We start from the raw sequence: 11558 nt of genomic DNA on the forward strand, positions 1-11558 counted from the left end.
GGGCCCGGGGGGGGGGGCGCGCGAGCATCGCCACGAATTCGGTTTCGTTGGGCGTCAGCAGGTCGGCGGCCGCCAGCAGCGCGTGGCTGGTGGGCGCGTTGGCGGGCGCGGGGTTGAGCACGGTCAGCGCGCCGGCGCTCCGGCCGGCCTGCAGCGCGGCCAGCACGGCACCCGCGTCTACTTCCAGCTGCGCCAGCACCACGGCGGCCCGGGCGAACGCATCGGCTTGCCCGGCGATGAAGTCCACCGACAGCGCTTCGTTCGCGCCCGGCGCCACCACGATCACATTGCGGCCGTTGCCGTCCACGAAGATGCCGGCCGTGCCCGAGGGCAGGGCCGGGTGGATTTCGGCGCGCAGTTCGATGCCGTCGTCCGCCGCGAGCGCGCGGGCCTGGTCGGCTGCGGCGTCTTCACCCAGGGCGGTGATGAAGGTGGTGGCGGCGCCCACGCGCGCGGCCGCAACGGCCTGGTTGAAGCCTTTGCCGCCGGGGCCGCTGGCATAGCTGCCCAGGCGCGTGGCGCCGGGTGCCGGCAGCACGTCGCAGTTCCAGGCGTGGTCCTGGTTGTACGAGCCGACGACGATGACGCAGCCGGCCATGCGATCAGGCACCGATGCTGGTCAGCACGCCGGCAATGGTGGCCGTCATCAGCGTGGCCAACGTGCCGCCCAGAACGGCGCGCAGGCCGAAGCGGGCCAGGTCCTGGCGGCGCTCGGGGGCCAGGCCACCGATGCCGCCGATCTGGATGGCGATGGAGCTGAAGTTGGCGAAGCCGCACAGCGCGTAGGTCGCGATCAGCTTGCCCTTCTCGGTCAGCACCACGCCCTCGACGTTGCCGTTGACGATGTCGGCCAGCTGCAGGTAGGCCACGAATTCATTGAGCACGATTTTCTGGCCGATCAGCCCGCCCACCGTGGTGGCGTCCTGCCACGGCACGCCGATCACCCAGGCAATCGGGGCCAGCAGGTAGCCCAGCAGGGTGGCCATGTCGGTCGGGCGGCCCAGCCACTGCGCCAGGCCGGTCACTTCGCCCATCCAGGTCAGCGGCCAGTTCAGCAGCGCGATCAGCGCGATGAAGGCCAGCAGCATCGCGCCGATGTTCAGCGCCAGGCGCAGGCCGTCGGCGGCGCCGGCGGCGGCGGCGTCAATGACGTTGCTGGTGGTCTTTTCGATTTCCATCTTCACCGTGCCGCGGGTGAGCGGGCTGCCGGTTTCCGGGATCAGCAGCTTGGCGATCACCAGGGTGGCCGGCGCGGCCATGATGGAAGCGGCCAGCAGGTGCTTGGCGTAGTACAGCTGCTGCACCGGGTCTTCGCCGCCCAGCATGCCCACGTAGGCCGCCAGCACGCCGCCGGCGATGTGGGCCATGCCGCCGATCATCATGGTGATGAGTTCGGATTCGGTCATGCGGCTGATGTAGGGGCGCACGGTAAGCGGCGCCTCGGTCTGGCCGATGAACACGCTGGCGCACACGCTGGTGGTTTCGGCGCCCGACACCTTCATCACCTTGGTGATGGCCAGGGCCATGATGCGCACGATGAACTGCATCACGCCCAGGTGGTAAAGCACGCTCATCAGCGCGGCGAAGAAGATGATGGTGGGCAGCACCTGGAAGGCGAAGATGAAGCCGAACTTCGAGGTGTCCATCAGGTCGCCGAAGATGAAGCGCGAACCCTCGCCCACGAAGCTCAGGATCTTGACGAAGCCCTGGCCCAGCGCGTCGAACACGTCCTTGCCGCCCGGCACCAGCAGCACCAGCGCCGCGAAACCGATCTGCAGGGTGATGCCCGTGGCCACCAGCCGCCAGTCCACCGCGCCCCGGTTGTTGGAGAACAGCCAGGCGATGAAGAGCAGGACGGACAGGCCGAACAGGCCGAAAAGAATGCTGGCGATCATTGAGCTGGGAACCCCCGGGACGATGCGGCAGGGTAGTTCACGCCCCCTTTCCCGGCAAGGCGGCCTCAGCGTTCGTCGCGCGCCACCACGCGGTTGCGGCCGTTGGCCTTGGCGTGGCGCAGGCGCAGGTCGGCCCGCCGCATAAGCCCCGACAGGTCGTTGGCGTCCTGCGGGCAGCTGGCCATGCCGGCGCTGAGCGTGAGTTTACGCGGCTCCACATCCGGCTCGGGCACGAAGGGGTGGCTTTCGAGCTTGCGCCGGAGCACCTCCATGCGCTCCCAGGCCGCCCCGATCGGCAGCCGCAGGATGAGCACGAACTCCTCGCCGCCGACCCGGATCATCGGCTCCTCGCGCCCCAGCTCCATGCGCAGCACCTTCACCGCATGGCGCAGCGCACGGTCACCGGCCAGGTGGCCCAGCTCGGCGTTGATGTGGCGAAAGTGGTCCAGGTCGATCAGGGCAAGGCACAGGGTCTGGCCGGCGCTGCGGGCTTCCAGCACCTGCTGCGGCACCCGGGTGTTGAGGTAGCTGCGGTTGGGCAGGCCGGTCAGGCCGTCGGTGCCCGACAGCTGGGTCAGGCGCTGGGCACGGAACACCACCATGGCCGTCACCAGCGTGGCCGCCAGCAGCAGCACCAGTCGCTGCAGCTGGGTGGACGTGGTGACCGTGCCGTACACCGACGACACCAGCGGCCCATCGTTGAGCTGGCTGATGGCCAGCCACAGCAACGCCGACTGCAGCACGGCCAGGCCGCCGGCCAGCACGGTGACGCGCACGTCATGGCGCAGGGCGGTGGCGAACACCGCCAGCGGATAGCAGGCCCAGACCACGGCACTGTTGAGCGCGGCCGCCGGAGACTCCAGGACCAGCAGGCCCAGCACCAGGCTGACCATGCTGACGTCGAAGGCCGCCGACACCGCGGGCAGCCATCGGAAGCGGCGCTTGCGCAGGGCCAGGCTGAGCCAGAGCTGGCTGAACAGCATGATCAGGCCCGCTCCCACCAGGCCCGCCGCGGACTCCATCGCCGTGCCGCCCGCGACATGGTTCAGCAGGGGCAGCAGGATCAGCAGGAACGCCACGGCCACGCGCAGCCGGGCCACCAGCAGTTCGCCGCCGGCGCCGACTTCCAGCAGGATCTCGTCCGGGCGCTCGCGCAGCGAGTTGGCCAGGTCTTCCAGCGTTTCTCTCAGGGTACTCACGCCGGGGGTCGTGGCCTGGGGAGGGATGGCCGAGGATAGCCGGCCGACCCCTGCCTGTCAGGCCCGCCTGCGTCAGCCGGGCAGGCCGCCCACCGCCACCCAGACCGCCAGGGCGGCGAAAATGGCCGCCGCGGCATAGCGCGCCGCCTTCAGGGGCAGTTTTGCGGCGAAGCGCGCACCCAGCAGCACCACCGGCACGTTGGCGATGGCCATGCCCAGGCTGGTGCCGGCGATCACCTGCCACAGCGGTGAATACTGCGCGGCCAGCACCACGGTGGCGACCTGGGTCTTGTCGCCGATCTCGACGATGAAGAAGGCGATCAGCGTGGCCACGAAGGCGCCGAAGCGCGGCGGCTTCACTTCGTCTTCGTCCAGTTTGTCGGGCACCAGGGCCCAGGCGGCCACGGCCGCGAAGGAAAGCACCACGCCCCAGCGCAGCACTTCGGGGCTGACCCAGCCGGTGACCAGGCTGCCAAACCACGCGGCCAGCGCATGGTTGAGCACGGTGGCCACCAGGATGCCGGCGATGATCGGCCAGGGTTTGCGGTAGCGCGCGGCCAGCACGAGGGCGAGCAGCTGGGTCTTGTCGCCGATTTCGGCAACCGCCACGGCGAAGGTGGAAACGAGCAAAGCGTCCAAATAAAACTCCGGGGCCGGGACGCAGGGCGGACGAAGGCCAACAGACGCGGCCCGGCCCGGGTGCGCGACATGCCGGCCTTCGGTCTTGCCCGCAAGCGTGCTGCCTTGCCCGGGCACCATGGCGATGGTCGCCAAGTATGTTGATGCGCGGCGGCCCCGTGGGGGCCTGGGCTACTCCCCGAAGCCAGGGAAAGCGAGGTGATTATAGCCCGGCGGCGGGCGAGGGCGCGCGCGGCGGCTCACAGAACCGGTCTTCCTCCAGCGGCCGCATCGGCAGGTGCAGGGGCTGCAGCTGCACCGGGACCTCGCCCTGCTTGAGGACGGCATTGTTGAAATAGCTGGCGTGCCACTGACTGGCCAGGGCGCTGGCGCGGGCCTGTATGTCCGGGTCGCTGGATTCAAAGGCGGGCTGTGTTGCGCCCGACAAGCGGGAATAGACGATGCCCCAGGCCAGCGCCTGCACCGGGTCATCGGCGACCAGCCCGGCGTAGGGCGTGAAGTCTGACCGGTAGGCAGCGCCGAGCAGGGCCACGGCATCCAGTCGGCCGGCCTGGACGCCACGCAGCAACATGCCTGGCGACTCGCGGCGCCAGCGTTCGAAATCCGGGTCGCGTATGAACGCGCTGCTGCCCGCTATGCCGTGGTGCGCGCCCGTGGCGTAGCGCACCATGGCTTCGGGTTCTCCCGCGAACGCGGCGTTGGCCAGGTAGCCATCCGCCATCTCCAGCAGCGCCGGCTCGATGGCTGCGCACTGTTCGCCCATCCGGATCTGACGGATCTGCATCTCGGCGAACTGGTCGGCGATGTCCGAATGGCCCTTGTCTGCCAGCGCCACGTCTGCCGACACCCCGTCGAGCGAGGCGAACTGGCTGTACTCCTGCAGATGCCGGCAGCGCAGCAGTTCAACGGCGAGGCGGCAGGCGGCGCGGCTGTCGCCGGCGTCGGCGCGCGGCTTGAGTGCGGTGATGACCTGCGCGATCGGTGTGCCCGGGAGCGGCAGGGGCGCGGAGGTGGCCGCGCCGGGGCGCGATGGCGTGTCCTTCGGCGAACCCGTGCCGCGGTCGGCGCCCTCCGGTGGCGCGGGTGCGGTCGTGCGCGCCGCTTCGCCGGATGGCGGCGCCGGCCACAACATCCACACACCCAGGACGACCACGCCCAGCGCAACCGTCACCAGCGCGGCACGAACGCGACGGTCAGTCATGGGCAACGCTCCCCGCCCGGCAGGCATCGTCCGGCGCGTCGTCCTGCCAGGGCTGCGAGACAATCCGCGCCATCACGGACATCACGTCGAACTGTTGTTGGTCAAAATAACGCTGGTGCCAATCGGCGGCCAGCGTGTCGGCCAGCTGCGCCTCCGCCGGCGGTATCGAAGGGCGCGGCGGCAGGAAGGCGGCCGCTGCCAGCGTGTCGCCGAACAGTCGCTCGATCAGGCGTGCGTAGGCGTAGGCCTGGCGATCATCGTTGGCCACCAGCCCCGGGAACAGCCCGTCGTCGCTGGCATAAGCCATGCGCAGCGCCAGGGCGGCTTCCGGTCGGCCCTGCGACAGCGCACGCTGCATCGCCGCTTCCGCCTCGCCCCGCCACTGGTCGAACTCCGGCTTGGCCAGGTAGCCATAGCCGCGCTCGCTTTCGAAGCCCGACCCTGAGGCATAGCGAAACAGCAGGCCGGGATTGCCGGCCAGTGCGGCAACACGGAAGTAGTGCAGCGCACGCTTGTCCAGGCCCGCAGGAAGGCTGGCGCAGGACGCCAGCTGAGAAGTCATCTTCGACAGCCTGGCCTCGAGCATCCGGGCTTGGTCGTGTTTGCCGGCCGCCTGCAGCCGGGCGATGTTCCTGGTCATGCCCGGGTTGGCGTCGGCTTGCGCCTGGGTCAGGAAACGACAGCGCATGAGTTCGGCGCTGAGGCGGCACGCGGCCTGGCCGTCACCGGCGTCGGCCAGCGCGGCCAGGCTTGAAGCGATGTCGGCGGTGGGCGCGCCGCGTGGCGGGGGCAGGGACGGGCGCGCAGTCGCGGGGCGGGGCACGCCTGCGGTTTCGGTGTCGGGGGCGGCATCGGGCAAAGGCGAGGGTGCCGACCCGGCGCGCTCGGCGGGCTCGAAGAAAAGCCATCCCGCAGCCAGGAGAGCGAGCAAGCAAAGCAGGGCCAGGCGAAGGGTTTGTTGGCGACGGGTCATGGGGTTTCAGCGCCCTCGGGCGTCAGGGTTGAGCGGCCGCGTCGGCGCAGAACGGCCGGGGTCGCGATGAGGACGGTTGCGCGGAGTGCAAGGAGCCCATGAGCATCGCAGGATAAGTCCGGTTTTTGAAATAGTTTCGATGCCACTGCGCCGCGAGTTCTCGCGCTCTTTGCTGGGCGGCGGCATCCAGTCCCCAGGATTGAACCGGCCCACGGCGCGCCAAAAGCCGGGCATGAAGGTGCTGGGCGGCAAGCCCCTGCTCGCGGTCGTCTTCGATCAGCGACGCCATGAATCCCACGTCCGACGCATGGGCGATATGCAGGTAAATCGCCGTGTCCGGATAGCCCGCCTCAAAGGCTCGCTGCAGCATGACGGGAGCTTCGCGGCGCCAGGTGTCGAAGCCGGGGTCGGAAAGAACGCCGCGGCCGTCGGGTCGAAAGTGATGCCCATCCGCGTAGCGAAGCTTGGCTTCGGGTTCGCCCGCGCGCGCGGCCTGGACCAGATAGTGGGCGCCGCGCGCCTTCAGCGCTTCGGGCACGGCACGGCAATCGATCAGGCGTTCGAGCTGCTGCAGTTTGCTCAAGGCCGCCGCATCGGCCGCGGCTATTAAGTGAACCTGACCCCGTTCCTGATGGAGTTAGAAGGAGAGGCGGACGCCGGCGAAGGCGCTGCGGGGCTGGCCGGGGCGGGCGCCGGCCGGGCGGCGGGCCACGATGTAGGTTTCGTCGGTCAGGTTTTCGAGGCGGGCGTAGAACTCCACCTGGTCGTGCACGCGCAGGGCGGCGGTCAGGTCCCAGACCACCGCGGAGTCGGTGCCCTGGCCGGTGGGGATCGCGCCCGAGCCGGCTTCGCTGCGCATTTCGTCCAGGTAGTTGGCGGCCAGGCCCAGGCGCCAGCGCTCGCCCACCACGCCGATCTCGGCGTGCAGCAGGTGCTCGGGCAGGTAGGGCAGGCGGTCGCCGGCGGTGACGTTGCCCCATTCCTCGAAGCTGGAGCTGAAGTTTTCGCGGAACTCGGCCCGGGTATAGGTGTAGGACAGCGACGCCGGGATGGCGATGGCGCCGCCGTTGCCGAAGTCGTACGACGCGCTGGCTTCCAGCCCGCTCACGCGCGCCTCGCCCGCGTCGAACTGGTCGCCGATGTTGCAGTTACCGCCGGTGGAGCCGGTGCAGGTGCCCACCAGGTTGGAATAGTCGTTGACGAAGCCCACCAGCTCGGCGCCCAGCGCCTCGCGGCCGTAGCGCAGGCCGAATTCGCCGTTGACGCTTTTCTCGGACTCCGAACCCGACGCCGGGCCCGGCGGGTTGAAGCCGCGGTGCACGCTGGCGAACAGCGTCACGTCGTCGTTCAACAGATAGGTGGCGCCGAAGCCGGGGATCACTTCGCTGACTTCGCTGTCCACCACCGACTGCACCACGTCGCGTCGGCCGGTGGCGGTGGAGTAGCGGGTGCTGGTGAGGTCGATGCGCTCGTAGCGCACGCCCGGCGTCAGGATCCACTGGCCGAAACTGATGGTGTCCTGCACGTACAGCGACAGGGCGTCGGCATCGCCCACGCGGTTGTCCTGGGTGCCCGGCGCGCCGTCCCGGGTCAGCACCAGCAGGCCGTCCTGCATGCGGTAGCGGTCGTCGTCCTGGTAGCGGTCTTCCTGGTCGCGGTGCAGGCGCAGGCCCACTTCGACCTCGTGCGTGGTGGCGCCGCTGGCCAGCGACAGGCCCAGCACGCTCTGCACGCCCTGGGTGTAGTAGCGGCGGTTGTTGTTGCGCAGGCGCAGCGCGTTGTCCGGGCTGTTGCCGCCGGTTAGCCATCCGTACTGCGTGGCATACGTCGCCGGGTCGTCCAGGATGGTGCTGATGCCGACGAACGAGCCGCTGACCGGGTTCAGCACGTCGTTGAGCTTGTACCAGTTGCGCGAGAACTCGGTGCGGTAGGCCACCGTGGTGAGTTCGGCGTTGTCGCTGAGCTCGATCAGGTGGCGCAGCTCATACAGGTTGTGCTCGGTCTGGATGTTGTCCAGGCGCGAAGCGGCATAGCGGCGGTTCGGATCCAGAGCGAAGTCGGCGTCGGTCAGGCCGAGGTAGGTTTCATTGCTGTCCTGGGTGTTGCGGCCGATCTTGAAGTCCAGCTGCTGGTAGCGGGTGGCGTCGGGCGCGCTGACCCAGCGCAACTTGCCCACGAAGTCGTTCAATGAGAAGCCGGCGTCGCCGCCGCCGTCAATGCGCTTGAAGCCGTCCGACTGCTGGCGCACGCCTTCCACCATGCCGCCGAAGCGCTCGCCGGTCGCGCCGGCCCAGGCGTGGGTCAGCAGCGTGCCGTCCGTGCCGGCCGACAGATCCACCTGCGCCGAAGCGCTGGCCGGGATGGGCGTGGAGATCAGGTTCAGTGCGCCGCCGGTGGTGCGCGGGCCGGCCTGCACCGAGGCCGAGCCCTTGCGGATTTCCACGGCGTGGATGCGGCTCATGGTCGGGAAGTAGTAGGCGGCGGGGGCGGCGTAGGGCGCCGGCGAGATCAGCACGCCGTCTTCCATCACCGTGATGCGGCTGTTGCGGTCGGTGCCGGAGCCGCGGATGCCGATGTTCGGGCGCAGGCCGTAGCCGTCCTCTTCCACCAGGTAGACGCCGGGGACCTGGCGCAGCACGCGGTGGATGTCCCGGTAGTTGAACTTGGCCAGGGTCTCCTGGTCGAGGTAGTGGGCCGAGCCGGAAGCCTTGTCCACATCTTCGGCCTTGCCGAAGACATTCACGCTGTCCAGGCGGACCAGGGCCAGTTCGGGCGACGTGGTGGCCTGTGCCCACCCCAGGCCTGAGGAGGAAAGCAGGGCGAGGGAGATGGCGATGCGCAGCTTGTTGGACACGGAGGGATACCTGGATAGACGAGGTGGGCGGGTGCCCGGCGGGAGTAATCGTATTACGGATGAGAATGATTCGCAATATCATAGACAACCGGGCCCCGCCTCCGCTATAGACTCAGGCCATACCAACCGGGGAGAGCGTCACCGTGGAAATCCTGACCATCATCATCCTGCTCGCGGGCATCGTCGTGCTGGCCAAGACGGTGCGCATGGTCCCGCAGGGCTACGAATGGACCGTCGAGCGGTTCGGCAAGTACACCCACACCATGAGCCCCGGCCTGCACTTCCTGTTCCCGGTGATCCAGGGCGTGGGCCGCAAGGTCAACATGATGGAGCAGGTGCTGGACGTGCCCTCGCAGGACGTCATCACCCGCGACAACGCCGTGGTGAAGGTGGACGGCGTGATCTTCTTCCAGGTGCTGGACGCCGCCAAGGCCGCGTATGAAGTCAGCAACCTCGAGCAGGCCACCATCGCCCTGGTGATGACCAACATCCGCACGTCCATCGGCTCGATGGACCTGGACGAGTCGCTGAGCAAGCGCGACGAGATCAACGCCAAGCTGCTCAGCGTGGTGGACGTGGCCACGCATCCCTGGGGCATCAAGGTCAACCGCATCGAGCTCAAGGACATCCAGCCGCCGCGTGACCTGATCGATTCGATGGCCCGCCAGATGAAGGCCGAGCGCGAGAAGCGCGCCAACATCCTGGAAGCCGAAGGCCACCGGGCCTCCGAGATCCTGCGCGCCGAAGGCGAGAAGCAGGGCGCCATCCTGGAGGCCGAGGGCAAGCGCGAAGCCGCCTTCCGCGACGCCGAGGCGCGCGAGCGCCTGGCCGAGGCCGAGGCCAACGCCACGCGCATGGTTTCCGAGGCCATCTCCAAGGGCAACGTGCAGGCCATCAACTACTTCGTGGCGCAGAAGTACATCGAGGCGTTCAAGGCCCTGGCCGAAGCGCCGAACCAGAAGTTCGTGCTGATGCCGATGGAGTCCACCGGCATCCTGGGCTCGCTGGGCGGCATTGCCGAGCTGGCCCGTGAAAGCCTGTCCCAGCAGGGCGGCCCGGCCGCCGCGGCCACGAAGGTGCAGCCGCCGCGGATCGGAGGCTGACATGCGCGTTGAACTGATGGTCTGGGGCGGCCTTGCGCTGCTTCTGATCGCCGCTGAAACGCTGGCGCCGGGCGTGTTCATGCTTTGGCTGGGGCTGGCCGCGGCGGTGGTGTTCGTGCTGCTGCTGGTGTTCCCGGACCTGCCGCCGATCGGGCAGGCCATTGCTTTCGTGTCGCTGGGCTTCGCGGCCATTGCGATCTACATGCGCTTCTTCCGCAACAAGGAGCGGCCCAGCGACCAGCCCCTGCTCAATCGCCGTGGCGAACAGCTGGTGGGCCAGGTGTACGTGCTCGACCAGGCCATCGTGGACGGCCGTGGCCGCGTGAAGATCGGCGACGCTTTCTGGACCGTCGAAGGCGAGGACCTGCCGCAGGGCGCCCGCGTGCGCGTGGTCAGCGCCCACAACATGTCGCTGCAGGTGCGCGGCGTCGGCTGAAGCCAGGGCGGGGGCGTCACGGCCTGGCCGGCGCCCCGCACCGGAGTGGGGCGGCTCTGCGATAATGGCCGCCTCGCATCCGTCACCAGGGCAGGCCATGAGCAAGAAGACCGTCTTCAACGAAACCCACCGCGCGCTCGGCGCCAAGATGGTGGACTTCGGCGGCTGGGACATGCCGATCAACTACGGCTCGCAGATCGAGGAGCACCACCAGGTGCGGCGCGACGCCGGCATGTTCGACGTCTCGCACATGACCATCCTGGACCTCCACGGCGGCCAGGTGCGGGCCTTCCTCCGCCAGCTGGTGGCCAATTCGGTGGACAAGCTCAAGGTGCCGGGCAAGGCGCTGTACGCCTGCATGCTCGACGCCAACGGCGGGGTTATCGACGACCTGATCATCTATTACCTGACCGACGACTTCTTCCGCCTGGTGGTGAACGCGGCCACCCGCGACAAGGACCTGGCCTGGATCACCGCGCAGGCGGCCCCGTTCGGCATCGACATCCGCGAGCGCCGCGACCTGGCCATCGTTGCCGTGCAGGGACCCAACGCCCGCGCCAAGGTGCTCGAGCTGCTGTCGCCGGCAGCAGCGCAGGCGGCCGGCAAGCTGGGCAAGTTCGTCGCCTGCGAGGCCGACGGCCTGTTCATTGCCCGCACCGGCTACACCGGTGAGGACGGCTTCGAGATCCTGGTGCCGGAAAGCCAGGCCGTACAGTTCTGGACCCGCCTGCTGGCCGTGGGCGTGAAGCCCGCCGGCCTGGGCGCGCGCGACACGCTGCGCCTGGAAGCCGGCATGGCCCTGTACGGCCAGGACATGGACGAGTCGGCCACGCCCTACGAAGCCGGGCTTGCCTGGACCGTTTCGCTGGACGAAGGCCGCGACTTCTCGGGACGCGCGGTGCTGGAATCACAGAAGGCCGCTGGCGCCGCGCGCCAGATGATCGGCCTGGTGCTGGACGAGAAGGGCGTGCTGCGCCACGGCCAGGCGGTGTTCACCGCGGCGGGCGAGGGCGAGATCCTGTCGGGCACCTTTTCGCCGACGCTGGGCAAGGCCATCGCCCTGGCCCGCGTGCCGGCCGGCGACGCCGGCGCGACGGCGGAGGTGGACATCCGCGGCAAGCGCCTGCCGGTGCGCGTGGTGAAGTACCCGTTCGTCCGCGACGGCGCCGCCCAGCCCGGCGTGCTCGGCTGACCCGGACGCCCCCGCGCGGCATCGCGCGCGGGGGCCCCCCCCCCGGGCAGAGACCCGCCCCCCCCC

At 69.2% G+C, this 11558-nt stretch carries 11 protein-coding genes; 3 read left to right on the forward strand and 8 right to left on the reverse strand.

Annotation, left to right across the window (positions count from 1 at the left end; genetic code table 11):
* The 8 genes from K0M70_RS15185 to K0M70_RS15220 form a co-directional block, all read right to left on the reverse strand.
* The coding region (locus K0M70_RS15185; RefSeq protein ID WP_290783369.1) for a PfkB family carbohydrate kinase at positions 1-598 on the reverse strand (598 nt) is incomplete at its 3' end.
* 4 nt (positions 599-602) lie between these two features.
* A complete protein-coding gene (locus tag K0M70_RS15190; RefSeq protein ID WP_290783371.1) occupies positions 603-1895 on the reverse strand; it encodes a nucleoside transporter C-terminal domain-containing protein in 1293 nt (430 codons plus the stop codon).
* 65 nt (positions 1896-1960) lie between these two features.
* Positions 1961-3094, reverse strand: a complete 1134-nt coding sequence (locus K0M70_RS15195) for a GGDEF domain-containing protein (protein ID WP_290783373.1) — start codon at positions 3092-3094, stop codon at positions 1961-1963.
* A 72-nt stretch (positions 3095-3166) separates the two neighbouring features.
* The gene (locus tag K0M70_RS15200; RefSeq protein WP_290783375.1) at positions 3167-3733 is read right to left on the reverse strand and encodes a TMEM165/GDT1 family protein; all 567 of its coding nucleotides are present in this window, start codon (positions 3731-3733) and stop codon (positions 3167-3169) included.
* A gap of 202 nt (positions 3734-3935) precedes the next feature.
* On the reverse strand, positions 3936-4934 hold the full coding sequence (locus K0M70_RS15205; RefSeq protein WP_290783377.1) for a hypothetical protein: 999 nt from the start codon (positions 4932-4934) through the stop codon (positions 3936-3938).
* Positions 4927-5907, reverse strand: a complete 981-nt coding sequence (locus K0M70_RS15210; protein ID WP_290783379.1) for a hypothetical protein — start codon at positions 5905-5907, stop codon at positions 4927-4929. Before K0M70_RS15210 ends, K0M70_RS15205 begins: the two co-directional genes overlap by 8 nt.
* 22 nt (positions 5908-5929) lie before the next feature.
* The gene (locus K0M70_RS15215; protein ID WP_290783381.1) at positions 5930-6490 is read right to left on the reverse strand and encodes a hypothetical protein; all 561 of its coding nucleotides are present in this window, start codon (positions 6488-6490) and stop codon (positions 5930-5932) included.
* Between the two features lie 54 nt (positions 6491-6544).
* Positions 6545-8761, reverse strand: coding sequence for a TonB-dependent receptor (locus tag K0M70_RS15220; RefSeq protein WP_290783383.1), 2217 nt, complete (start codon positions 8759-8761; stop codon positions 6545-6547).
* A 143-nt stretch (positions 8762-8904) separates the two neighbouring features.
* Here K0M70_RS15220 and K0M70_RS15225 point away from each other — a divergent pair, with 143 nt between their 5' ends.
* The 3 genes from K0M70_RS15225 (at position 8905) to gcvT (ending at position 11492) form a co-directional block, all read left to right on the forward strand.
* On the forward strand, positions 8905-9864 hold the full coding sequence (locus tag K0M70_RS15225; protein ID WP_290783385.1) for an SPFH domain-containing protein: 960 nt from the start codon (positions 8905-8907) through the stop codon (positions 9862-9864).
* Between the two features lies 1 nt (position 9865).
* Positions 9866-10300 (forward strand): NfeD family protein, encoded by a 435-nt coding sequence (locus K0M70_RS15230; protein ID WP_290783387.1) that lies wholly within the window; start codon positions 9866-9868, stop codon positions 10298-10300.
* A 97-nt stretch (positions 10301-10397) separates the two neighbouring features.
* Complete coding sequence (gene gcvT / locus K0M70_RS15235) at positions 10398-11492, forward strand: glycine cleavage system aminomethyltransferase GcvT (RefSeq protein WP_290783389.1); 1095 nt, start codon at positions 10398-10400, stop codon at positions 11490-11492.
* The last annotated feature ends 66 nt before the right edge of the window (positions 11493-11558 follow it).

It is taken from the genome of Arenimonas sp. (assembly GCF_019459675.1).
In the GTDB taxonomy this organism is placed as follows: domain Bacteria; phylum Pseudomonadota; class Gammaproteobacteria; order Xanthomonadales; family Xanthomonadaceae; genus Arenimonas.

What these genes read in the sequence shown, in the direction of transcription:
- K0M70_RS15190 (WP_290783371.1), bottom strand. Translation starts at nt 1,895, where the DNA reads ATGATCGCCAGCATTCTTTTCGGCCTGTTCGGCCTGTCCGTCCTGCTC.
- K0M70_RS15205 (WP_290783377.1), bottom strand. Translation starts at nt 4,934, where the DNA reads ATGACTGACCGTCGCGTTCGTGCCGCGCTGGTGACGGTTGCGCTGGGC.
- K0M70_RS15210 (WP_290783379.1), bottom strand. Translation starts at nt 5,907, where the DNA reads ATGACCCGTCGCCAACAAACCCTTCGCCTGGCCCTGCTTTGCTTGCTC.
- K0M70_RS15230 (WP_290783387.1), top strand. Translation starts at nt 9,866, where the DNA reads ATGCGCGTTGAACTGATGGTCTGGGGCGGCCTTGCGCTGCTTCTGATC.
- gcvT (WP_290783389.1), top strand. Translation starts at nt 10,398, where the DNA reads ATGAGCAAGAAGACCGTCTTCAACGAAACCCACCGCGCGCTCGGCGCC.